General features: G+C 55.7%; 21 protein-coding genes. 8 read left to right on the top strand and 13 right to left on the bottom strand.

From position 1 onward, the window contains the following. Position 1 precedes the first annotated feature (1 nt). Complete coding sequence (locus IXC47_RS10310) at positions 2 to 496, top strand: methylated-DNA--[protein]-cysteine S-methyltransferase (RefSeq protein ID WP_175624286.1); 495 nt, start codon at positions 2 to 4, stop codon at positions 494 to 496. Here IXC47_RS10310 and IXC47_RS10305 read toward each other — a convergent pair whose 3' ends face one another. From IXC47_RS10305 to IXC47_RS10280, 6 genes are all read right to left on the bottom strand, one after another. Continuing rightward, positions 497 to 1075, bottom strand: a complete 579-nt coding sequence (locus IXC47_RS10305; RefSeq protein ID WP_175624285.1) for a peroxiredoxin — start codon at positions 1073 to 1075, stop codon at positions 497 to 499. 73 nt (positions 1076 to 1148) lie between these two features. Further along, a complete protein-coding gene (locus IXC47_RS10300; protein ID WP_175624284.1) occupies positions 1149 to 1493 on the bottom strand; it encodes a DUF4870 domain-containing protein in 345 nt (114 codons plus the stop codon). Between the two features lie 121 nt (positions 1494 to 1614). Continuing rightward, positions 1615 to 4248, bottom strand: a complete 2634-nt coding sequence (locus IXC47_RS10295) for a DNA topoisomerase III (RefSeq protein ID WP_195875581.1) — start codon at positions 4246 to 4248, stop codon at positions 1615 to 1617. A gap of 226 nt (positions 4249 to 4474) precedes the next feature. Continuing rightward, entirely contained in the window at positions 4475 to 4951 is a 477-nt protein-coding gene (locus IXC47_RS10290; RefSeq protein WP_011979366.1) for a DUF494 family protein, read from the bottom strand. 226 nt (positions 4952 to 5177) lie between these two features. Continuing rightward, positions 5178 to 6296 (bottom strand): DNA-processing protein DprA, encoded by a 1119-nt coding sequence (dprA, locus tag IXC47_RS10285; protein WP_175624282.1) that lies wholly within the window; start codon positions 6294 to 6296, stop codon positions 5178 to 5180. A 19-nt stretch (positions 6297 to 6315) separates the two neighbouring features. Beyond that, positions 6316 to 7416 (bottom strand): LysM peptidoglycan-binding domain-containing protein, encoded by a 1101-nt coding sequence (locus IXC47_RS10280; protein ID WP_195875580.1) that lies wholly within the window; start codon positions 7414 to 7416, stop codon positions 6316 to 6318. Between the two features lie 177 nt (positions 7417 to 7593). Between IXC47_RS10280 and def the strand changes: the two genes are divergently transcribed. From def to IXC47_RS10265, 3 genes are all read left to right on the top strand, one after another. After that, positions 7594 to 8130, top strand: coding sequence for a peptide deformylase (gene def, locus IXC47_RS10275; RefSeq protein WP_175624280.1), 537 nt, complete (start codon positions 7594 to 7596; stop codon positions 8128 to 8130). A 96-nt stretch (positions 8131 to 8226) separates the two neighbouring features. After that, on the top strand, positions 8227 to 9177 hold the full coding sequence (fmt, locus tag IXC47_RS10270) for a methionyl-tRNA formyltransferase (RefSeq protein ID WP_195875579.1): 951 nt from the start codon (positions 8227 to 8229) through the stop codon (positions 9175 to 9177). 42 nt (positions 9178 to 9219) lie between these two features. Then, a complete protein-coding gene (locus IXC47_RS10265) occupies positions 9220 to 9633 on the top strand; it encodes a COG3650 family protein (RefSeq protein WP_195875578.1) in 414 nt (137 codons plus the stop codon). A 3-nt stretch (positions 9634 to 9636) separates the two neighbouring features. Here the strand turns inward: IXC47_RS10265 and IXC47_RS10260 are convergent, their stop codons facing one another. Beyond that, positions 9637 to 10104 carry an Lrp/AsnC family transcriptional regulator gene (locus IXC47_RS10260; protein ID WP_175624277.1) on the bottom strand — a complete coding sequence of 156 codons (468 nt, stop codon included), beginning with the start codon at positions 10102 to 10104 and terminating at the stop codon, positions 9637 to 9639. Between the two features lie 131 nt (positions 10105 to 10235). Here IXC47_RS10260 and rocD point away from each other — a divergent pair, with 131 nt between their 5' ends. The 3 genes from rocD to metH all read left to right on the top strand — a co-directional run bounded on the left by rocD (position 10236) and on the right by metH (position 16288). Further along, the gene (rocD, locus tag IXC47_RS10255) at positions 10236 to 11462 is read left to right on the top strand and encodes an ornithine--oxo-acid transaminase (protein ID WP_195875577.1); all 1227 of its coding nucleotides are present in this window, start codon (positions 10236 to 10238) and stop codon (positions 11460 to 11462) included. Continuing rightward, positions 11459 to 12334 (top strand): dimethylarginine dimethylaminohydrolase family protein, encoded by an 876-nt coding sequence (locus IXC47_RS10250; RefSeq protein ID WP_195875576.1) that lies wholly within the window; start codon positions 11459 to 11461, stop codon positions 12332 to 12334. Before rocD ends, IXC47_RS10250 begins: the two co-directional genes overlap by 4 nt. A 195-nt stretch (positions 12335 to 12529) precedes the next feature. Continuing rightward, the gene (metH, locus tag IXC47_RS10245; protein WP_175624274.1) at positions 12530 to 16288 is read left to right on the top strand and encodes a methionine synthase; all 3759 of its coding nucleotides are present in this window, start codon (positions 12530 to 12532) and stop codon (positions 16286 to 16288) included. A 36-nt stretch (positions 16289 to 16324) separates the two neighbouring features. On the opposite strand, the gene IXC47_RS10240 is transcribed toward metH, so the two are convergent. Next, complete coding sequence (locus IXC47_RS10240; protein ID WP_175624273.1) at positions 16325 to 17092, bottom strand: class II glutamine amidotransferase; 768 nt, start codon at positions 17090 to 17092, stop codon at positions 16325 to 16327. A gap of 207 nt (positions 17093 to 17299) precedes the next feature. Beyond that, positions 17300 to 17959 carry a toxin-antitoxin system YwqK family antitoxin gene (locus tag IXC47_RS10235; protein WP_195875575.1) on the bottom strand — a complete coding sequence of 220 codons (660 nt, stop codon included), beginning with the start codon at positions 17957 to 17959 and terminating at the stop codon, positions 17300 to 17302. 233 nt (positions 17960 to 18192) lie between these two features. Between IXC47_RS10235 and phnN the strand changes: the two genes are divergently transcribed. Further along, positions 18193 to 19575 (top strand): phosphonate metabolism protein/1,5-bisphosphokinase (PRPP-forming) PhnN, encoded by a 1383-nt coding sequence (gene phnN, locus IXC47_RS10230; RefSeq protein ID WP_195875574.1) that lies wholly within the window; start codon positions 18193 to 18195, stop codon positions 19573 to 19575. Position 19576: 1 nt separating this feature from the next. On the opposite strand, the gene trmB is transcribed toward phnN, so the two are convergent. The 4 genes from trmB to IXC47_RS10210 all read right to left on the bottom strand — a co-directional run bounded on the left by trmB (position 19577) and on the right by IXC47_RS10210 (position 21852). After that, complete coding sequence (gene trmB, locus IXC47_RS10225; RefSeq protein WP_195875573.1) at positions 19577 to 20251, bottom strand: tRNA (guanine(46)-N(7))-methyltransferase TrmB; 675 nt, start codon at positions 20249 to 20251, stop codon at positions 19577 to 19579. 79 nt (positions 20252 to 20330) lie between these two features. Beyond that, positions 20331 to 20588 carry a BTH_I0359 family protein gene (locus IXC47_RS10220; RefSeq protein WP_124573092.1) on the bottom strand — a complete coding sequence of 86 codons (258 nt, stop codon included), beginning with the start codon at positions 20586 to 20588 and terminating at the stop codon, positions 20331 to 20333. 173 nt (positions 20589 to 20761) lie between these two features. Then, positions 20762 to 21139, bottom strand: a complete 378-nt coding sequence (locus IXC47_RS10215; RefSeq protein WP_175624269.1) for a GTPase — start codon at positions 21137 to 21139, stop codon at positions 20762 to 20764. Continuing rightward, positions 21136 to 21852, bottom strand: coding sequence for a response regulator (locus tag IXC47_RS10210; protein WP_175624268.1), 717 nt, complete (start codon positions 21850 to 21852; stop codon positions 21136 to 21138). The genes IXC47_RS10215 and IXC47_RS10210 overlap by 4 nt, the downstream gene beginning before the upstream one ends. Positions 21853 to 21895 lie beyond the last annotated feature (43 nt).

The raw sequence follows: 21895 nt of genomic DNA, 5'->3' as shown, positions 1-21895 counted from the left end.
CATGATTTTTTATATAGAACACCCAAGTCCGGTCGGACGTCTGTTGCTGGCAGCGACGGAGCAAGGCCTGAGCGGTATTTATTTTGAAGAGCACAAGCACTTCAAGGGCAAGGATGGCTGGCAACAGGCGTCAACGGCTTCGCCGGCATGGAAGCATTTGCAGGCCACGGCGCAGCAACTGGATGAGTATTTTTCCGGTCAGCGTACCGAGTTTGATGTGGCGCTCGATATGAGTGGTACTGCTTTCCAGCGTTCGGTGTGGCAGGAACTGAGTGCGATTCCGTTCGGTGCCAGCGTCAGCTATGCACAGCACGCGCAAAAGCTGGGTAACCCCAAGGCTTTGCGCGCAGTGGGGTCGGCGATAGGCAAGAATCCGGTATCGATTATCGTACCCTGCCATCGTGTCATCGGTTCGTCCGGTGCTGTGACCGGCTACGCTGGTGGCGTGGAACGCAAACGCTTCCTGCTGGCGCTGGAAGGCGTCGCTGTTAATTGATTATTTGTCCTGGTGCGCGCTGAGCCAGGCCACCACATGTCCGGCATCCGAGTCGGACGGGAAGACCGGATAGAACACTTCTTCTATCCGTCCGGCGCGGATGATCAGGGTCAGCCGTTTGATCAGGTCCAGTCCGGCAAAGCTGAAGGTAGGCAAACGCAAGGCGTTAGCGAACGCGAGCTGTGCATCGCTGAGCAACGGGAACGGCAATTCCAGGCGCTCTGTCGCTTCCTTTTGATAATCACTGTCTTGCGTACTCAAACCGTACACGGTCGCCCCCAGCGCCTGTAATTCGCTGTAGTGATCACGATATGCGCAGGACTGCGGCGAACAGCCACGTGCACCCGGTATCGCATTCCATGCATCGGCTCCGCCGGGCAATTCCTGCCCGGGTCTGCCGGTGCGCGGATAGCAATACACCACCACCCATGGCGCACCCTCTTGCGCCAGATTCACGGTTACGCCCGATGTTGCCCGCAAGCCGATGGCAGGCACTTGCATGCCGCGCAGGTGATCACAGGCACCGTCATTTTGTGGTACCGGCAGGTCAGAGGGAGGGTTGAGCAGATTGTCAGCCATGGCGTCGTAATAAGAAAAATGAAGGGCAGCGCTCTTGCGAGTTGCGCTGCCCTTCAGGAGATGAATGCGAAGTTTATTGCACCAGACGCAGTGTCAGCGGATAGCGATAGTCCTGGCCTTTGGATGCCGCCATCGCGGCGATAATGCAAAAGATCAGGTTAAGTACCAGCAGCACCGGTATGAAGATGAAGCCGATCAGGATGAAGGCCAGCACCCATGCGATGACAAAACCGATGGTGATGGTGATCTGGAAGTTCAGTGCTTCCTTGGACTGGTTGGAGATGTAGGCGGAATCATCTTTCTTCAGGATCCAGATGATGAGTGCGCCGAGGAAGCCGGTAAAGATGCCGAGCAGGTGGGCCAGCATCGCGATATTGCATTCGTCTTTGCTTGGGACGCGTGGTTCGAGTTGATCCATGGTATTCCCCTCGGTAGCTGATACAAGATTAACGATCAAGGCCGTGTGATACGTGTTCGCTTACCTGTGATGCAAAGATTGTACTGCGCATCGAGTATCGATGCGCAGTACGACTCACCGATTAAGCAGCCGCTTTTTTGGCTGGCGCCTTCTTTTTCGCTACGGCTTTCTTGGCTGCGGGTTTGGCCGCTGCCTTCTTCGCCGGTTTGGCTGCTACTTCTGCAGTTGCGTCTGCCGCGTCGTCTGCATTGGCTGCAGCCTTGCCTTTGGCTGGCGCTTTTTCCTTGCGCGGTTCAAATTCAAAGCTGGTTTTGCCATCCTTGCCGCGTACCAGGTAAGCCTTGAACGCACGACGTGTGCGTTGCGAGACAAAGCCAGGCAGCAAATCGGTTTTGCCTTCGTTGAGCAGTTTGCTCATTTGTTCCGGCAGGATTTCCTGTTGCAGGATGATGCGGCCGCTGCGGAAATCGCAAGTCTTCGGTTTGGCTACCGAGTTTTCGCAGACATAGGACAGTGGCAATTCGTAGACACCGCCTGCGCATTTCGGGCACGGGCCGAGTGAAGTCTGGCCGCTGAAGTCGACTGCTTCTGCGTTTTCATCATCGTCGTTCTGGCCGAAATCAAATTCCAGTTTGTAGTTTTTGATTTCTTCGTCGCGCGAGATTTTCAGCACGGCAGCGAACGGGCGGCCCATTTTCGAACGGAAGCCTTGCAGCGGTCCTATCGTTTTGTTGGCCAGCAATTCTTCGACTTCATCGATTTCAAACTGACGGCTGCCCGGCGTTTTGCTCATCGAGAATTCGCACTTGGTGCAGGCGAAACGACGGTAGTTTTCTTTCACTACGCCGCCGCAATTCGGGCACGGGGTTTTCAGTGTCGCGTAATCGCCAGGGATGGTGTCGTTGTCGTATTCTTTGGCGCGCTTGACGATGATTTGCGTCATTTGCGCGATTTCGCGCATGAATTCTTCACGGCTGATTTTGCCGCGTTCCATTTCCGACAGCTTGTATTCCCATTCTCCGGTCAGTTCAGGTGCGGTCAGTTCATTCACGCCGAGGCCGCGCAACAAGGTCATCAACTGGAAGGCCTTCGCGGTCGGGATCATTTCCCGGCCTTCGCGCAGCAGGTATTTCTCATTCAGCAAGCCCTCGATGATGGCTGCGCGGGTCGCTGGTGTGCCCAGGCCTTTGCCTGCCATCGCATCGCGCAAGCCGTCGTTGTCGATCAGCTTGCCTGCGCCTTCCATCGCCGACAACAGCGTCGCTTCAGAGTAACGTGCTGGCGGTTTGGTGACGAGGCCGTTGGCGACCACCGATTCGGTTTTGACTTTCTCGCCTTTGGCGACCGGTACCAGCGTGCCGCTGTTTTCCGGATCTTTTTCGTCTATGACTTCTTTGCCGTAGACCGCGAGCCAGCCCGGATTGGTCATGACCTTGCCTTCAGTTTTGAACTGATGGCCGGAGACTTCGGTAAAGCGTGTGGTGACCTGGAACTCTGCGGCCGGGAAGAAGATCGCCATGAAGCGACGTGTCACCAGGTCGTACAGTTTTTGTTCCGGCTCCGACAAATTCTTCGGTGCTTGGGTGGTCGGGATGATCGCAAAGTGATCACTGATTTTCGTGTTGTCGAAAATCCGTTTGTTCGGCTTGACCCATTTGTTGTCCGTGATTTGTTTCGCGAACTGATGGTAGTTATTGTTTTCGGCAATCACGTCCAGCGTCTGCAACACGGTCGGCAGGTAATCTTCCGGCAGGTGGCGCGAATCAGTACGCGGGTAAGTCAGGACCTTGTGCTTTTCATACAATGCCTGCGCCAGGCCCAGTGTGTTCTTGGCGGAGAAGCCGAAGCGTGCATTGGCTTCGCGTTGCAGGCTGGTCAGGTCGAACAGGGCCGGCGCCATCGAAGTGGTCGGTTTCGATTCCTCAGTGACATTGCCTTGCTTGCCGCGGCAGGCGGCAACGATGGATTCGGCCGCAGCCTTGCTCCACAGGCGCTCGGCGCGACGTTCCGGATCGGTTTCATCCTTCTTGAAGGCGGTGTCCAGCCAGCGACCCTGGTAGATACCGGCAGCGCAGATGAACTCCGCGCGCACTTCCCAGTAATCACGTGGGACGAACTTCTTAATCTTTTCTTCGCGCTCCACCACGATGGACAGCGTTGGTGTTTGGACGCGGCCAACGGTGGTCAGGTAGAAGCCGCCTTCTTTCGAGTTGAAAGCGGTCATGGCGCGGGTGCCGTTGATACCGATCAGCCAGTCAGCTTCGCTGCGGCAGCGGGCGGCATCTGCCAGCGGCAGCATTTCTTCATCGCTACGCAGGTTTTTGAACGCTTCACGAATCGCGGCCGGTGTCATCGACTGTAACCACAGGCGTTTGATCGGTTGCTTGGCCTTCGTGTATTGCGCAATCAGGCGGAAAATCAATTCCCCTTCGCGCCCGGCGTCACATGCGTTGATGAGGCCGGTGACATCCTTGCGCTTGATGAGCTTGTTCAGCACTTTCAGGCGTGATTCAGTCTTGGCGATGGGATTGAGTGCGAAATGCGGCGGAATCATCGGCAAATGGGTGAAGGTCCATTTGCCGCGTTTGACGTCATATTCTTCCGGGACGGTGATTTCGACCAGATGGCCGACCGCGGAGGAAAGGACGTATTCGTCGGATTCAAAGTACTCATCGTGCTTGGTAAAGCCGCCGAGCGTCTTCGCGATATCGTTCGCGACGGATGGCTTCTCGGCAATGATGAGGGTCTTTGTCATAGTAAATAGGGTCTCGAAAGTGGCACATCTCTGAATGTGCGGTACACGGCTTGCAGCATATCGCAGAGGCAATTTCCCATGAAAAAGCCGCCTAATATAATAATTGCATAGCCGTCAAGCGGCCAATGATAAGCGCGTTGCTGGGAAATCCGCAAGCGGGAGACAAAACAGATGTTGTTGAAGAGGCATGTCCGGTGTGGGTGGACATGCCTGCTCGGCCTGCAGCTTAGTGCAACATCCGTGGTGGTGCATCTTCGTCGTCAACGAAGAGCTCATCGAAAATCAGGCCATCCGGTTCCTTGCCCTGGCTCCACAACACCATGAGCACGATGACTTTCAGCTTTTCGAGAGAGATCGGCGATTCACCGGCTGCCAGTGCGCGTTCGATGACGATCTCGCGTTGCACCGGATTGATCAGCTTGGCCGATTCGAGGAATTGGATGAAGCCGACCGCAGGTGTGCCCAGCACATCCATTTCCTGCGTTGCGTAGATGCGGATGCCGAAGGAGAACGCCGTCTGATGCGGATAGGAGTCGGAGAGTTCGTTGGTGGTCTCAGCCAGCGCAGTCAGCCAACCGAGAGCCTTCGCGATCTCTTCTTCTTCAAAGCCGATAGCGGATAGTTTCTTTACCAGCGCCTCTGAGTCCGGGCAGGCATCAGGCCGGTAATAGGTTTCGTACAGATAGACTAGGACGTCAAACATGGCTTCACCGTAGCGCTTGGGTTAAGACGTCACCATTTGGTGCCGTCAGGATCGGATGCGTATGAATCACGCTCTTTACACAACACACACTACAAAGAGGTGTTACGACAGCGGCAGATCAAAAACAGCGCTTACTGAGGACAAGCATACCATTAAAAATGATGCTGACTATAGCGGACGAATTTTTTGTTAGTGACTGATAACAAATTGAAATCGTAGATATCGTTCAGGCAATGCGGCGATACCATCCGCCCGGCAGCATTTCCGCGTGTCCGTCCAGCTCCAGCGCCAGCAGGTGGGCGTGCAATTCTGCCATGTCGAGCTGGCAACGTTGCGCCAGCGTATCGGCATCTACCGCGTCGTAGCCCATATGCTGCAACACGTGCGCGTAAGGTGCGTCGTCGTCCGGTGGTTCGCAAATGGAACGTTGCGGCACAGGCGCATTTGCATATTCCAGTTCTTCCAGTATGTCCTGTGCTGACTCCACCAGCTTCGCACCCTGCTTGATTAACAGGTGACAACCCTTGGCTAGCGGTGAGTGTATCGAGCCGGGTATGGCAAACATGTCGCGGCCCTGCTCTGCCGCCATGCGCGCGGTAATCAATGAGCCGGATTGCAAGGCGGCTTCGACTACCAGCACGCCGCGAGCGAGTCCGCTGATGATGCGATTGCGGCGCGGGAAGTTGGAAGCGATCGCCGGCATGCCGAGTGGATATTCACTGAGGATGCAGCCATGTTCGGCGATCTGGTGCGCAAGTTTGCGATTGCGTGCCGGGTAGACGATGTCGGCGCCGGTGCCGATGACGGCGAGGGTGGAACCAGCTTGCGGGTTTTGTGAGAGTGCCTGTAGTGCACCCTGATGTGCGGCGGTATCTATGCCGAGCGCGAGACCGGAAATAATGGTCAGGCCGGAGTTGCTGAGTGCAGCGGCGAATTGCTCGGCGTTGCTGTTGCCTTGTGCGCTGGCGTTGCGACTGCCGACGATGGCGAATGAAGGTTGGGAAAGTAGATCAACGCGACCTTTGGCATATAGCAGGATGGGCGGATCGTGGATCTCCAGTAGTGCCTTCGGATAATCCGGATCGCCCAGTGTATAGACGTGGTTCTCGCTATGCGCTGCCCATTCCTGGGTGCGTGCTATCTGCGCCAGTATGGTGTCGGACGGTGGTGCCAGCAGTATATGGGCGATGCGACTGCCGGTGATGTCCTGCAGTGCGGCGAGGCTGCTGTTGAAGATGTTATGCGGCAGGCCGAATACTGATAGCAGCTTGCGTGCGGTTTCGGCTCCGACACCGGGCGTCTGCTCCAGCCTGAGCCAGTCTGCGAGATCGTCCGGGGCGGGCATGCGTGGCGTGTCCTGTGGTTTATTCCGGTGAGGTGGCGATGTCGCCGACTTGCACCGTATCCTGCACCTGCATCACCAGGCCGTAGGAAATGCCATTGAATACGCGGAAGATGAAGAGCTCGCCGTATTGCTCATCCGGCAGCTTGATCAGGCCGCGGCCATTGCCGGTGGTACGGTCCGGTACCATCATGCCGAGGCGGCGCAGGTCCAGTACGGTACCGATATCGATGCCATCCTTGCTGCCGCGATTGATGGCGACGATCTGGTTTTGTCCGGCTTGCGATACGCCGCCATAGACCGAGATGATGCGCGCATCAGTTTGTTGTGCCGGTACATGTGGCGCGTAATTGATGAACGGTGTCGGTTCGGTCGGGACCAGGCGGTCGCCGACGCCCATTTCTTCTTTCGCTGTCAGTACAGTCAGCGTATGCGGTTCGGTATCGATCTTGCTGACGCGTTGCACCTTGAGTGTGCCGAGGTACATGGCTTCATAGCCGATGATTTGCTTGGTGACCGGGTCTTTGAGTGGCTTGCCCGGGCGGAAGGCTTCAAAACTGGTTTTGCCTTGCAGGTCGCCGCGTACATAAGCTTTGTCGCCATTCGCCAGGAAGACGTGGCCTTCCTGTGTGGCGACTATGCGTGGTGCATCCTTCAGCTCGTTCAGCTCCACTATCAGCGGTTTGGTCAGGAATTGTTCTATTGATTTGAAGGAGACGGTGGTGATGGCATCCGATGCCGCGTCGGTCGAACGAACTTGCGGCGACAGGCGCACGGTAGGCACACCACTATTGTCTGTGCCTACGCCTTTGCCGAGGCGCAGTTTGCCGGCAACCCGGTCGAAATAGACGATTTGGCCAGGATAGATCCAGTGCGGATTGCGTATCTGGTCACGATTCATGTCCCAGACCTGTGGCCAGCACCACGGCCGCTGCAGGAATTTTCCAGAAATGTCCCACAAGGTATCGCCGCGTACTACCACGTGCTGATCTGGTGCATTTGGCAAGAAAGTGCAACGGGTACTGCCCGGAGTGCTGTTTGTTGCTGTTTGGGAAAGTGCGCTGACGGGTATGACGGCTGAGACAAATGCTAGGAAGAGTGCAGCTGTGCTAAAATTTTTCATGGTTTGTCCGGTGAGCTTGACCTATTGTGACGCCATTACCGCGCTGCTGCATGTTAATAACGAATCAAGGAATTCGTCAAAAAACTTGCCAAATTGAATCAAATTCTGCACATAAATCATTGAAGTAGCAAGAAGAACCACGCTCTCAACCAGTCGCCATGTTGCGCAAAAGCACGTATGTCCATATTAAATATCTTGCGTTATCCCGATCCACGGCTGCATAAAGTTGCGAAGCCAGTCACCGTGTTCGATGAACGCATCAAAACCCTGGTCGCAGACATGGCAGAGACCATGTACGACGCGCCGGGCGTGGGCCTGGCCGCTTCGCAAGTCGACGTGCATGAACAGGTCATCGTGATCGATACCTCGGAATCCCGTACCGAACTGCGCGCCTACATCAATCCGGAAATCATCTGGGCCAGCCCGGAAATGAAGGTCTACGACGAAGGTTGCCTGTCGGTACCTGGCGTCTACGATGGCGTCGAGCGTCATGCCGAAGTCAAAGTGCGGGCTTTTGATGCGGACGGCCAGCCCTTCGAGTTGCAGGCAGATGGCTTGTTGGCAGTGTGTATCCAGCACGAAATGGATCACCTCAAGGGCAAGGTTTTTGTCGAATACCTGTCGCCGCTCAAGCGCAATCGCATCAAAGCCAAGATGATCAAGGAAGAGCGCGAGTTGAACCGCGCCAATAAACAGCGCGTTGCACAGCGCTGATCACTGGCAGGCCCATCGGGCCTGCAGTTCCCCTCGTTAATATCATTAGGCACGCCCGGGTTCGCATCCGGCGCTGCCCGTACTACAATCCATCCCATGAAAATCATTTTTGCCGGCACGCCGGAATTCGCGGCAGTCGCCCTTGAGGCTTTGCACGCTGCAGGCTTTGAAATCCCGCTGGTGCTCACACAGCCGGATCGCCCTGCCGGTCGCGGCATGCAATTGCACGCATCCGCGGTCAAGCAATTTGCGCTGGCGCATGACATTCCGGTGGCGCAACCAGTCTCCCTGCGCCTGGATGGCAAATATCCCGAGGTGGCAGCAGAAGCACACGCACTGCTCAAGGCCACGCCGCATGATGTGATGGTAGTGGCGGCTTATGGCCTGATCCTGCCGCAATCGATACTCGATATTCCACCACGTGGTTGCATCAACATCCACGCTTCCCTGCTACCGCGCTGGCGCGGTGCTGCGCCTATCCATCGTGCGATAGAAAGTGGCGATGCAGAAACCGGCGTCACCATCATGAAGATGGAGCTGGGGCTGGATACCGGACCTATGCTGGCGATGCAACGCTTGCCGATTGCAGCTGATGACACGACTGCCAGCCTGCATGACAAGTTGGCGACGCTGGGTGGTGAGATGATTGTGCAGACCTTGCGCGAGATGGAGCAAGGCGATTTGCATGCGGTGCCGCAGCCGGATGGCGCGAACTATGCGGCGAAGATTTTGAAAGAGGAAGCGACGCTGGATTTCACGCAACCCGCGGAGCAACTGGCGCGCAAGATACGCGCCTTCAATCCCTTCCCCGGAGCTGCTGCGACCTGCGACGGTACCCTCATCAAGTTCTGGCATGCGCAAGCTGTGCCGGCATCGAATCAATTGCCACCTGGGCAGGTGATCGCAGCCAATCCGCATGATGGTGTCATCGTTGCCTGTGGCGATGGCGCCTTGCGTGTCACCGAGCTGCAGAAACCGGGCGGCAAACGTTTGTCGGCAGTTGAATTCCTCAAAGGTTTTACGCTGGAAGACAAGCGCTTCCAGTAAGTTCATACACTCTGTTTGATCTGCAAAGACTGGAGCTATGCGATGCGACGTGGTCTGATCTTATTGACGCTATTCCTGGCAGCCTGCCAAAGTCCGGATGCCATCAAGGAGAGAACGCCGGAATCTGCGCCGGAACGCAACCTCCTGATGGCGAATGTGGTGATCTGGTGGGCGCATGGCAATGAGCCATTCTGGAAATTCACTGCAGACTCCGGCAAGGTACGTTTCGAGAGCCTGGGTGAAACAGCTGAATACTTTCCGTATTCGGAATTCGGAAACGAGGACAGCACGCGTACTTACAAAGCCCGCAACGAACATACGACTATCGAGATCCGCATGCTGCAGCAAGTCTGTATCGACAATATGTCAGGCGCTCAATATCCGTGGACGGCTGAGGTCACGATAGGCAAGCGCAAACTGCAAGGTTGCGGCGAACGCGGTCGCTTGATGGAGTAAGAGTTAATCCGGCAGCGGTAAAGGGCTGGCGGGTTTGATCTCTTCCAGGCACACCATCGAGCGTACACCAGCGACGCCGGGTACTTGCATCAGCCGGTCGGTCAGGAAAGACGACAGTGACTTGAGATCCACCGCCACCACCTTCAGCAAATAATCGAAGTCACCGGAGATGGTGTAACACTCGAGGATTTCCGGAAATTGCCGGATCGCCTTTTCCAGTTCGCGCACTTGCTTGAATTGCTCACGCGCGATGTTGAGGTTCACGAAAGCCGTCACGCCCAGCCCGAGTGCTGCTGCATCGACTTGCGCGCTATAGCCGCGTATCACCCCTTCCTGTTCCAGCCTTTGCACGCGTCGATAGCATTGCGGCGGCGACAGGTTCACCTGCTCGGATAGCTCCACATTGGAAGCGCGCCCCTTGTTTTGCAGGGTTTGCAGCAGGATACGATCATAACGGTCGAATTTCTCCACAAATCCCTCCTTGCGTGCAAGATACGTTCACTTTATACCTAATTTGCGTTCAAAAACGCAGAAATATTTCACTAAATAAGCCTTACCATGTAGTCGTCATTGCCCTGTCCTGTTTCCTTGAGGAGGCCATCGTGAGCAGCCCACGCATTGCACTCGAAGATCGCTACTGCGCGCATAACTACGCACCGCTGCCGGTGGTATTAAGCAGGGGACGCGGAGTCTGGTTATGGGATGAAGACGGCAAGCGCTATATGGACATGATGTCGGCCTACTCTGCCGTCAGTTTTGGCCATAGCCATCCGGCACTGGTCGCTGCACTTACGCATCAGGCTGGGCAATTGGCCGTGACCTCACGTGCCTTTTACAGCGATCAGCTAGGCAAGTTCCTGCAACTGCTGTGCGAGATGACGGGTATGGCCAAGGCGCTGCCCATGAACAGCGGTACCGAGGCGGTCGAGACCTCATTGAAAGCGGCACGCAAATGGGCCTATCAGGTCAAGGGCGTGCCGGATCAACAGGCGCAAATTATTGTCTGTGCCGGTAATTTTGCCGGACGCAGCACCACCATCGTCGGCTTTTCTTCGGAAGCGCAATATCGCGACGGTTTCGGCCCGTTCGACGGTGGCTTCGTGACTATTCCTTATGGCGATGCAGCGGCACTGGAAGCAGCGATCACATCACGCACCGCAGCTTTTCTGGTTGAGCCGATACAGGGCGAAGGCGGCATCATCGTGCCGCCGGATGGCTACCTCGCGCAATGCCGCGAGATCTGTACGCGTCGTAATGTCTTGCTGATCTGCGATGAAGTGCAAACCGGGCTGGGTCGCAGCGGGCGTTTGCTGGCTTGCGACCATGAAGGCATACGGCCGGACGGCCTGATCCTCGGCAAGGCACTTGGCGGTGGGCTGTTGCCAGTCTCGGCTTTCCTCGCGCGCAGCGATGTGATGGATGTGTTTACGCCTGGCGACCATGGCAGCACCTTCGGTGGGAATGCTTTGTCCGCGGCGGTTGCTTATGCGGCCTTGTCGTTATTGCGCGATGGCGAATTGATAGAGGCGGCGGAGCTGCGCGGTCAGCAGTTGCGCGCAGGTTTGCGTGCGATACGGCATCCGGCAGTGCGCGGTGTGCGTGGCAAGGGTTTGTTGATAGGACTGGAACTGGATCCCGATTTGATCTCGGCGCGTACTTTTTGTGAACGCCTGATGGAGAACGGCATCCTATCGAAAGAAACGCATCACACCGTGGTGCGCTTCGCTCCGCCACTGATTATCAGCGCGGATGAGGTCGATGCTGCCTTGCACATCATCGAGCACGTATTCGCAACGTTTCCGACCACACATATGGAGGTTTGCACATGACAACAATCACGCAGGATACCTTCCTGATGTGCGCACCTGAGCACTTCGAAGTCGCTTACATCATCAATCCCTGGATGGAAGGCAATGTCGCACATGGCGATCGCCTGACGGCGCAGGGACAATGGCAGGAACTGGTGCACGCGCTGCGCAGCGTGGCGCGAGTCGACTGCATGCCGTCTGCAGCCGGCGTGCCGGATATGGTGTTCACTGCAAACGGCGGACTGGTACTCGACGATAAAGTGATTTTGTCAGCGTTCAAGCATGTGGAGCGGCAAGCGGAAGAAGCGCACTTCGCGGCCTGGTTTGCGGCGCGTGGTTTGCAGGTGTTGCGCATGCCTGCGGGTTTGCCATTCGAAGGTGCGGGTGATGCCTTGCTGGATCGTGGCAGTGAACTCTTGTGGCTGGGTCATGGCCATCGCTCGGATATAGGCTGTGCCGCTGTCATTGCCGACATGCTGGAGATAGAGGTGCAGCCGCTGAAGCTGGCTGATCCGCGCTTCTATCATCTGGACACCTGCTTCTGTCCTTTGCAGGGTGGTTATCTGTTGTACTACCCCAGCGCGTTTGATGCTGCTGCGCAAGAGCGCATCGCGGCGCGTGTTCCTGCGCACAAACGTTATGCAGTGACGCAGCAGGATGCACTCAGCTTTGCTTGCAACGCAGTCAACAGTGGTAAACATGTGTTCCTGAACCAGGCTTCACCAGCCCTGTGTGCGCAACTGGAACGCTGGGGCTACACCGTGCAGCAAATTGCGCTGACCGAGTTCATGAAGGCAGGTGGCGCGGCTAAATGCCTGACCCTTAAAATGAACGAGCCACGTACTTTGCATTCCGGCTCTGGCCACGTAGTGGAGGCAACTGCTGCCCTTTAGTCCTCCCGCAGCCCATACGGCCTGTTGCGGAAATGCCAAGTAAAGCATGGCAGCTCGCCCCGGAAGCGACTGGGGAGCGGGGCTTTGGCGTATAATTTGTCCTTAGTTTTCATACACGTACAACCCGGCGCAGCCTGTGTCCGGGTTTTTGTCTTTATGTGGCTGAACCGATAACGAATAGATAAAGAATTAAAGATGAAACGCGACGCACTCTGCCCTACCGAAGTTCTCCTGCGCGACCTGATGGCGCGCCGCATCCTGATCCTGGATGGCGCGATGGGAACCATGATTCAGCAATACAAGCTGACGGAAGCGGATTATCGCGGTACGCGTTTCGCTGACTTCGCGGTGCCGGGCAAGGAGCTGTTCGTCAAAGGCAATAATGAATTGCTGTCGCTGACACGTCCGGACGTCATCAGCCAGATCCATGAACAATACCTGGCCGCCGGTGCCGACCTGATCGAATCGAATACCTTCGGTGCCACCACCGTTGCGCAAGACGATTACCACATGGGTCATCTGGCCTATGAAATGAACGTGGCTTCAGCGCGCCTGGCGCGTGCTGCCTGCGACAAGTATTCGACACCGGACAAGCCGCGCTTTGTCGCGGGTGCACTCGGACCTACACCGAAGACTGCGTCGATTTCACCTGATGTGAACGATCCTGCTGCGCGTAACGTCACCTTTGATCAACTGGTCGCTGCGTATCTGGATCAGACCCGTGGCCTAGTCGAAGGCGGTGCTGACGTGCTGCTGGTCGAAACCATTTTCGATACGCTGAACTGCAAGGCTGCATTGTTCGCGATCGACCAGTTCTTCGAAGAATCCGGCAAGCGTTTGCCCATCATGATTTCCGGTACGGTGACCGATGCTTCGGGCCGTATCCTGTCCGGCCAGACTGTGCCTGCGTTCTGGCATTCCATTCGCCATGCGAAGCCGCTGACGGTCGGCCTGAACTGCGCACTCGGTGCGGCGCTGATGCGTCCGTATGCGGAAGAGTTATCGAAGATAGCGGACACTTATGTTTGTATCTATCCGAATGCGGGTTTGCCTAATCCTATGAGCGATACCGGCTTCGATGAAACGCCGGATGTGACCTCGTCGTTGCTGAAAGATTTCGCAGAGAGTGGTTTCGTCAACGTGGCCGGTGGTTGCTGCGGTACTACACCTGACCATATCAAGGCGATCGCCGAGACTGTGAAGACCATCGCGCCACGCGTGATCCCGACGGTAGAGCCGACCCTGAAGCTGTCCGGCCTCGAGCCTTTTATCATTGATGACCAGTCCTTGTTCGTCAACGTCGGTGAACGTACCAACGTCACCGGCTCGAAAGCATTCGCACGTCTCATCATCAACGAACAATACGATGAAGCCTTGGCAGTCGCACGCCAGCAGGTTGAGAACGGCGCGCAAATCATCGATATCAATATGGATGAAGCGATGCTGGATTCGCAGGCTGCGATGTCGCGTTTCCTGAACCTGGTCGCCTCCGAACCGGATATCGCACGCGTGCCTATCATGATCGACTCGTCGAAATGGTCGGTGATCGAAGCGGGTTTGAAATGCGTGCAGGGCAAAGCCATCGTCAACTCGATTTCGATGAAGGAAGGCGAAGAGAAATTCCTGCATGAAGCCAAGCTGTGCCGTCGCTACGGTGCCGCGGTCATCGTCATGGCGTTTGATGAACGCGGTCAGGCCGATACTTTTGAGCGCAAGATAGAAATCTGCGAACGAGCATATTGGCTGCTGGTGAATGAAGTGGATTTCCCGCCGGAAGACATCATCTTTGATCCGAACATTTTCGCGATCGCGACCGGTATCGAAGAACACAATAACTATGCAGTTGATTTCATCAACTCGGTACGCTGGATCAAGGAAAACCTGCCGCACGCAAAAATCAGTGGCGGTGTATCCAACGTCAGTTTCAGCTTCCGCGGCAATGACCCGGCACGTGAAGCGATACACACAGTGTTCCTGTATCACGCGATCAAGGCCGGCATGACGATGGGTATCGTCAATGCAGGCATGGTCGGCGTCTATGACAACTTGCCGGCAGAATTGCGCGAGCGAGTCGAAGACGTGGTGCTGAATCGCCGCGAAGATGCGACCGAACGCATGATTGAAATTGCGGCGACGCTGAAGGCTGGCGACAAGAAGGAAGAAGCCACGCTGGAATGGCGTAACGGTACCGTGCAGGAGCGCCTCGCACATGCGCTGGTACAGGGCATCACGCAATGGATCGTGGAAGACACCGAAGAAGCGCGTCAGCAATTGTTGACGAATGGCGGTCGTCCTATCCATGTGATCGAAGGTCCGCTGATGGATGGCATGAACATCGTCGGCGACCTGTTCGGGCAGGGCAAGATGTTCTTGCCGCAGGTGGTGAAATCGGCGCGCGTGATGAAGCAGGCGGTCGCGCATCTGATTCCGTTCATCGAAGAAGAAAAGCGTTTGCTGCAGGAACAGACCGGCATCGTCAGCAAACCAAAAGGCAAGATCGTCATCGCGACCGTCAAGGGCGATGTGCACGATATCGGCAAAAACATTGTGTCGGTCGTGCTGCAATGTAATAACTTTGAAGTCGTGAACATGGGCGTGATGGTGCCGTGCTCCGAAATCCTGGCCAAAGCCAAGGAAGAGAACGCCGACATCATCGGTCTCTCCGGCCTGATCACACCGTCACTGGAAGAGATGGCTTATGTCGCGAAAGAAATGCAGCGCGACGAATATTTCCGTGGTTTGAAAATGCCTTTGCTGATCGGTGGTGCAACCACCAGCCGCGCACATACTGCGGTCAAGATCGCACACAACTATGACGGCCCGGTGGTGTATGTGCCGGATGCCTCGCGTTCGGTCTCGGTTGCGCAATCGTTGCTGACACCGGAACAGCGTGACGCCTATATCGCCGAGATCGCAGCGGATTACGAACGCATACGCGAACAACACGCCAATAAAAAAGCCGTGCCTATGCTGACGCTGGAACAAGCGCGTGCGAACAAGATGAAGCTGGAATTCACCGGTAAGTTTGCACCGGTCAAACCAAAATTCATCGGCCGTCGTGTCTTCAAAAATGTGGATCTGGCGACCATCGCGCAGTACATAGACTGGGGCCCGTTCTTCCAGACCTGGGATCTGGCGGGTCCGTATCCGGCCATCCTGAAGGATGAAGTGGTGGGCGAGGCGGCGACCAAGGTATTTGCCGAAGGCCAGGCCCTGCTGAAGAAAGTCATCGAAGGTCGCTGGTTGCAGGCGAATGGTGTGATTGCACTGCTGCCGGCCAATTCAGTGAATGACGACGATATCGAAATCTATACCGATGAGACCCGCACACAAGTTGCGTTCACCTACTATGGTGTGCGCCAGCAAACCGTGAAGCCGGTGATCGATGGTGTCGCACGCCCTAACCAGTGTCTGGCTGATTTCATTGCGCCCAAGTCATCCGGTGTTGCCGACTACATTGGTTTGTTTGCGGTGACCGCTGGCCTGGGTATCGAGAAGTATGAAAAACGTTTCGAAGATGCGCATGACGACTATTCATCCATCATGCTGAAGTCGCTGGCGGACCGTCTGGCGGAAGCGTTTGCCGAGCATTTGCACGAACGTGTGCGTAAAGACTTGTGGGGTTATGCGCCGGATGAAAAATTGGCGAATGAAGCGCTGATCAAGGAAGAGTACAGCGGTATCCGCCCTGCTCCTGGCTATCCTGCTTGCCCTGAACACACCGTCAAGAGAGAAATGTTCGACACCTTGCAGGCAGAAGAGATAGGCATGATGCTGACCGATTCCTACGCGATGTTCCCGGGCGCGGCGGTATCGGGTTTCTACTTTGCACATCCGGAAGCGAAGTACTTCGTGGTCGGCAAGATAGGTGACGACCAGGTCAGCGATATGGCGCAACGTCGCGGTGTAGCGAAAGAAGATGTAGAGCGCTGGCTCGCACCTAACCTGTCCTGATGCAGACCGTCGCTGGCTGAAACGGTTTAAACCCGTTCAGGCCAGCGGCGCACCGTCGATAAATACTTTCAGTTCCCCGCTTTTGAACGCCGTCCATGTTTCATTCGTGGTCAGCGGTTCCGTCACGATAATGGCGACGCGATCATTCGGCGTCGTCACTTCCGAAAAATTCACTTTCACATCTTCATCGCACAAGCTTGCTTCCGCAAACGGATGCTGGCGCACGATGTAGTGCAGATTGGTCGAGCAATGCGCGAACAGCGCAGAGCCATCCGACAGCATCATGTTGAATGTGCCGTATTGCGAGATCTCTTTGGTCAGTTCGGCGATGGCGGCCGTCAATTGCGGCAGCATAGGCAAAGCATCATCAAAGCGACGACGCAGCTCTTGCAGGATGTAGCAGAATGCAGCTTCACTGTCGGTGGTGCCGACCGGCTGGTAAGGGCCGTTCAATTCCGGATTGAAGTCCTTCAGGTCGCCATTGTGGGCGAACACAAAGTAACGGCCCCATAATTCGCGCACGAAAGGATGGCAATTTTCCAGTGCGACACGGCCTTGCGTCGCCTTGCGGATATGCGCGATGACATTCTTCGATTTAATCGGGTAGCGGCGGATCAGGTCAGCGACCGGGGACTCTACAGCAGCCTGATGATCGACAAAGTGGCGCACGCCCGCACCTTCGAAAAATGCGATGCCCCAACCATCGTTATGGACATCGGTACGACCGCCGCGCGTGGCGAAGCCGGTGAAGCTGAACACAATGTCAGTCGGGACATTGCAATTCATTCCGAGTAGCTGGCACATTTTCTTCCTTAGTTAGGGTGGTCTGCCGGCTCAAAAGCTTGTGGGATACAAGGGATAGCTGGAATCGCCCGCAACTTTGCGGGGCGACATGCTGATATTGAGAAACGCGACGCAGTGACACATGGGCTCAATTTTCACACAAAAACATCGGTTCGAGCGGATGGTATGGTCGCGCTTGTTTGTGAGGTTCGCTGACGGCATGGATGATCAGGATTCGGTATCCATTTTCTTGGTGATTTCATTGATGATGGCATCAATGTCTTCGGCTTTATTGCCGCTTTCATCCCAGGCTTCTGCATAGGTCAACTCACCAGATGCTGATCGCGTGTATTTTGCCGCCGGTTTGCCGGACTGATACCAGAATTCAAACTGGGTGCCGGTATTATCATCGACGTACTTGGTCGCGCGTTGCCCGGTTTTATAGAAGCCTTCCCCGTTTCTGCTATCCCGGTCGGTATTGGTAAATACTTCCAGTATCTTGCCGTCAGGGTAGTACAGCGTCGCGGAGCCTATGATGACATTGCTATTGAAGTTGAAGAGATCATTGGGTTCTTTGACCCACACGGGTGAGGACTGCGCGCGCTTATTTTTTTGATAAAAATCCTGGATCAGGAACAGACCCTCGGCATTGCGCCCGAGTAGGACACGGTAATAGCCATTGGGAACCGGTGTTGCAGAGTAGTTAGCATCGACTTCAGATATGCAGTTGCAGCTTTGCGCTGTCTCACCATTACCGAAATAAGCAACGATGGCCTGGCTGGTGCTCATTTGCGATTTGATCTTCGCAGGGATAGGCGTTGTTGAGCATCCCACCAGTGTGATGACGAGGCTGATGAGTGCCAGATGGAGTAAGCGTTTTGCTGTCATGACAAGCTCCGTTTGGTATAAGGAAGGCTAGTTGTAATTTGGATCAGGCATATTACCTAGTCATCCTTGTCGCTAAAGCAGCGCTCCCGGAAATAGAGTTTTCTTGGGAAGCGTTGACCGTAATCCGCGCTGTAGCATTTATTGCACGGCATGGAGTGAGATTCGGCTCATGTCAAAGTCCGGTCACAATCGGCGACTAGCATGGCTGCAACTAACCCATATACAGGTGACGTATGCGCACTCGGGATTTGCTGATGCACGGCAGTACCGGTTTCGTGCAGGGCGCACAGGCTGACGGTGATTTGGGCAGCCCTGTGCCCGGCGTGCGAGTATCATCTGTAAACATGACGCGCTATGCCCTTTACTATACGCCTGCAAACGACTCGCCGTGGGCCCAGGCTGGTAGCAGCTGGCTGGGGCGACACCACGCCAGTCCCGAGGCGGTCGAGCAAGTCCAAATTCCAGGCATACCCAGACTTTTACTCGCCAGCCTGACCGCTGATGCCCGTCGCTATGGTTTCCATGCGACGCTGAAAGCGCCCTTTCGCCTGTTTGAAGGTTTTACCGAAGAGCATCTGTTGCAGATGGCGCGCGCCTTTTGTACTACCCAGAAAGCGATCGTGCTGGAAGAAGTACGGGTACGACCATTGATGGATTTCCTGGCTTTGCAGGTGAATGGGCCGCTGGATGAGATAGGCGGACTGGCGATGCGTTGCGTTACTTACTTCGATTTATTGCGGGCACCTTTGACCGAGCCTGAGCTGGCCAAGCGTCGGCAGGCAGGGCTGACGGCGCGCCAAAGCACTTTATTGCAGCGCTGGGGCTATCCATATACCGAGGAATTCTTCCGTTTCCATATGACACTGACGGATGCTTTGATGCATGCCGATGCGGATGTGATTTACACGATACGCAAGGCGGCGGAACAGCACTTTGCCGTTGCGGCTGCGAGCGCACCGCTGACGATAGATGCATTGACGATAGCGCGTGAAGAACACCCGGGCGCACCATTTGTCGAGTGGCAGCGCATCCCCTTTTCTGCACAATCCGAGCGTGCGAGTTTACCGATTAGCGGACGCATATTTTTCTGTGTCGGTCCGTCGGGTGTAGGCAAGGATAGTTTGCTGAATTGGGTGCGCGAACAGTGTGCCAATGACGAGCAACTGGTATTCGCACAAAGAACCATTACGCGTGCGACGCAAGGGAATGAAGAACACGAGGCAGTGGATACGCCAACTTTCTGGCGGCTGGCTGCCAGTGGTCAGTTCGCGATGGTGTGGCAGGCAAATGATTTATGTTACGGCGTACGGCGCGGCATAGAAGCCGACCTGAAAGCCGGGCGCGATGTCGTGATCAATGGCTCGCGCGCCTATGTGCCGCAATTGCTGCAGGCGTTTCCGGATGCGATTGTGGTCTGGATAGAGGCGAATGAAAATATATTGCGTGAACGCCTGGAAGCGCGCCAGCGCGAAGAAGGCCCGGCTTTGTTGAAGCGACTCAAGCGCGCTAAGGAGTTCGTGCCATCGACACAGGGGCAAGTGATACGACTGGATAATAGCGGCCCGCTGGATGTGGCCGGACATAAGTTGCTCGACATACTGCGCGAGCGTAAATAGTCTAACCGCCTGCCAGTTGTATCCGGCAACGCCACAAGCCATGCCCGGACGCGAGATATTTTTGCTCGAATGGTGTGATGCAGTGATCGGGAGCGTAACTTTCACAAGCGACTTCCTGTTGCGTCAACACATGTAAAGCGGCAGCGAATTCTTCGATATAAATCTGCCAGTTACTGCGGCATTCCAACGCACCACCCAGCGCAACCACGGTCGGAAAGATCGCATGGCCATGCCAGCGTCGTGTCAAATGCCCTATCTTGGGCCACGGATTCGGATACAGGATGTAATGACGCTGCGGACGTATGCCGCTGTCCATTAATAGACGCCAGTAATCGACCAGGTCCGCGCGTACCCGCAGGCAGTTGTCCGGTATTGCATCCGGCCATTGTGTGTTGCGCGTAATGCGGTCCTCGGATTGATCGACGCCGATTACAAAATGATCCGGGTATTGCTGTGCCAGGTTGAAGGTGGATAAGCCGACACCGCAGCCCGCGTCCAGTATCAACGGTTTGCTGCCAGCGGCTTGCCAGCGCGCAATACTGTCGTCAAACGCGCTGCGATTGTAGTCCGTGATGGGCTTGCGAAACGGATGCTGCGCATGGCGCTCTACCTGCGTTTGCAATTGCGCGTGTGCCTCGGTCTGGCTGCTGGTGATGAAATGGGAGTTCGCGTACATCGCGATGAAGCGCTGTGGGAGAAGGCGGAATTATGCCTGCATAGTCCGCAAAGGGCTATGCAGGCATGGAAAAAGCGGCTTAGTGTATCGTCAGTGCCTGGCTCATGTAGACATCGTAATTGGCCAGAAACTCATCGATTTCTTCGACGCTGGGTTCGGTGGCGATCAAATCGCGGACATTTTTGCGGAAGGACTCGGCCGAAGCACCGGCTATGAATATCTCACGTTTGGCTGGCTTATCCATGATTTCATAGCCGCCAAAGCGCAGGGCGTCCTGCCCGTCATCAGCACCGAATTCTACGACGCTGTATTGCTCGCTGTTGTAGATCACGTTCATATAATCTCCTGTCGCTATTGCAATGAAGAAATCATCGCGTTGATAGGGAAATGGCGTTGTTCGGAGCAATTTCAAGTGTTGGACAGGGATTCCGCCCATAAGTTGGTAACGGACTGTAAGAAAAGAAATTAAGTGCCGGAAAGAAATGTTAACAATTCAGGCAAAACAGGGTCTCAGTTCGTTGCCTGGCTGCAATCTATGTCTTCGCTCAGGGTGAGCCAGGCGTCATACGGTGCTTGCGTCAGAAATAGGCGCAATTGCTCCAGATGTTCGGTGTTGGCGACGCTGATGTAGAGACGTGCCGGTTTGTCGCGCAGGATGCGGTTGAGTGTGACGCGCATGATCAGGTTGCCGGTGCAGTGCATGCAGCCGGGGGCGATACGGGCGATTTTCAGGAGCTGTGTGGCAGCGGGCAAGTCATCGAGGGCGCTGTGCCCGTCGGGCAAACCTTCGAGGATGATGGCAGTGTCTTGCGTGGCGTCTATACGGCTATGGATCGTAGCTTCGCGGTTGGCGGCGCGTCCGCCCAGCACGAGCGAGGTAAGCGTCATACCCCTTTTTTTGCAATCTTGCCTGGTTCGACGCCGAGTTGCTTGAGCTTGCGGTACAAGTGCGTGCGTTCCAGACCGGTTTTTTCTGCGACGCGGGTCATGCTGCCGCCTTCCTGGCCGAGGTGATGCTCGAAGTAGGCACGTTCAAAGGCATCGCGTGCTTCGCGTAAAGGCAGTTCAAACGAAGCGGTAAAGAATTGCGTGTCGGCTGACATCAGCGGCGCACTGGCGATAGGCGGATACATCTGGCTGGAGGTGGCAGGCAGTGCTTTGTCCAGCGGAGTGTGATGATGATCGGCGGGGGCGATCGGTGCGCGTACCGGCATGCTGGCTATGCGCGTGACTTCCTGGCCGCGGGTCAGGCCTTGCTGTACCGCCTTTAATAATTTTTGCAGTGAAATCGGTTTTTCGAGGAAGTTGAGTGCGCCGATGCGGGTTGCTTCGACGGCGGTATCTATCGTCGCATGACCCGACATCATGATGACCGGCATCGTCAGCATGCCATCGCGTTGCCATTCCTTGAGCAGGGTGACACCGTCCGTGTCAGGCATCCAGATATCCAGCAAGACCAGATCCGGTTTGGCAGCGGCACGCAGTTCACGCGCCTGCTGGGCATTCTCTGCGGTTGCCACGACATGCCCTTCATCCCCCAGGATTTCCGAGAGCAATTCGCGTATGCCCATCTCGTCGTCAACAACTAGAATATTTGCCATCTGTTTCCCTCCCTCATCTTGATTGCCCCCCTAATGCGCTGTG

The sequence above is a fragment of the Herminiimonas contaminans genome (assembly GCF_015645465.1).
Taxonomy (GTDB): domain Bacteria; phylum Pseudomonadota; class Gammaproteobacteria; order Burkholderiales; family Burkholderiaceae_D; genus Oxalicibacterium; species Oxalicibacterium contaminans.
The sequence above is the reverse complement of the archived record's forward strand: the minus strand, read 5'-3'. Positions and strand labels throughout refer to the sequence as shown.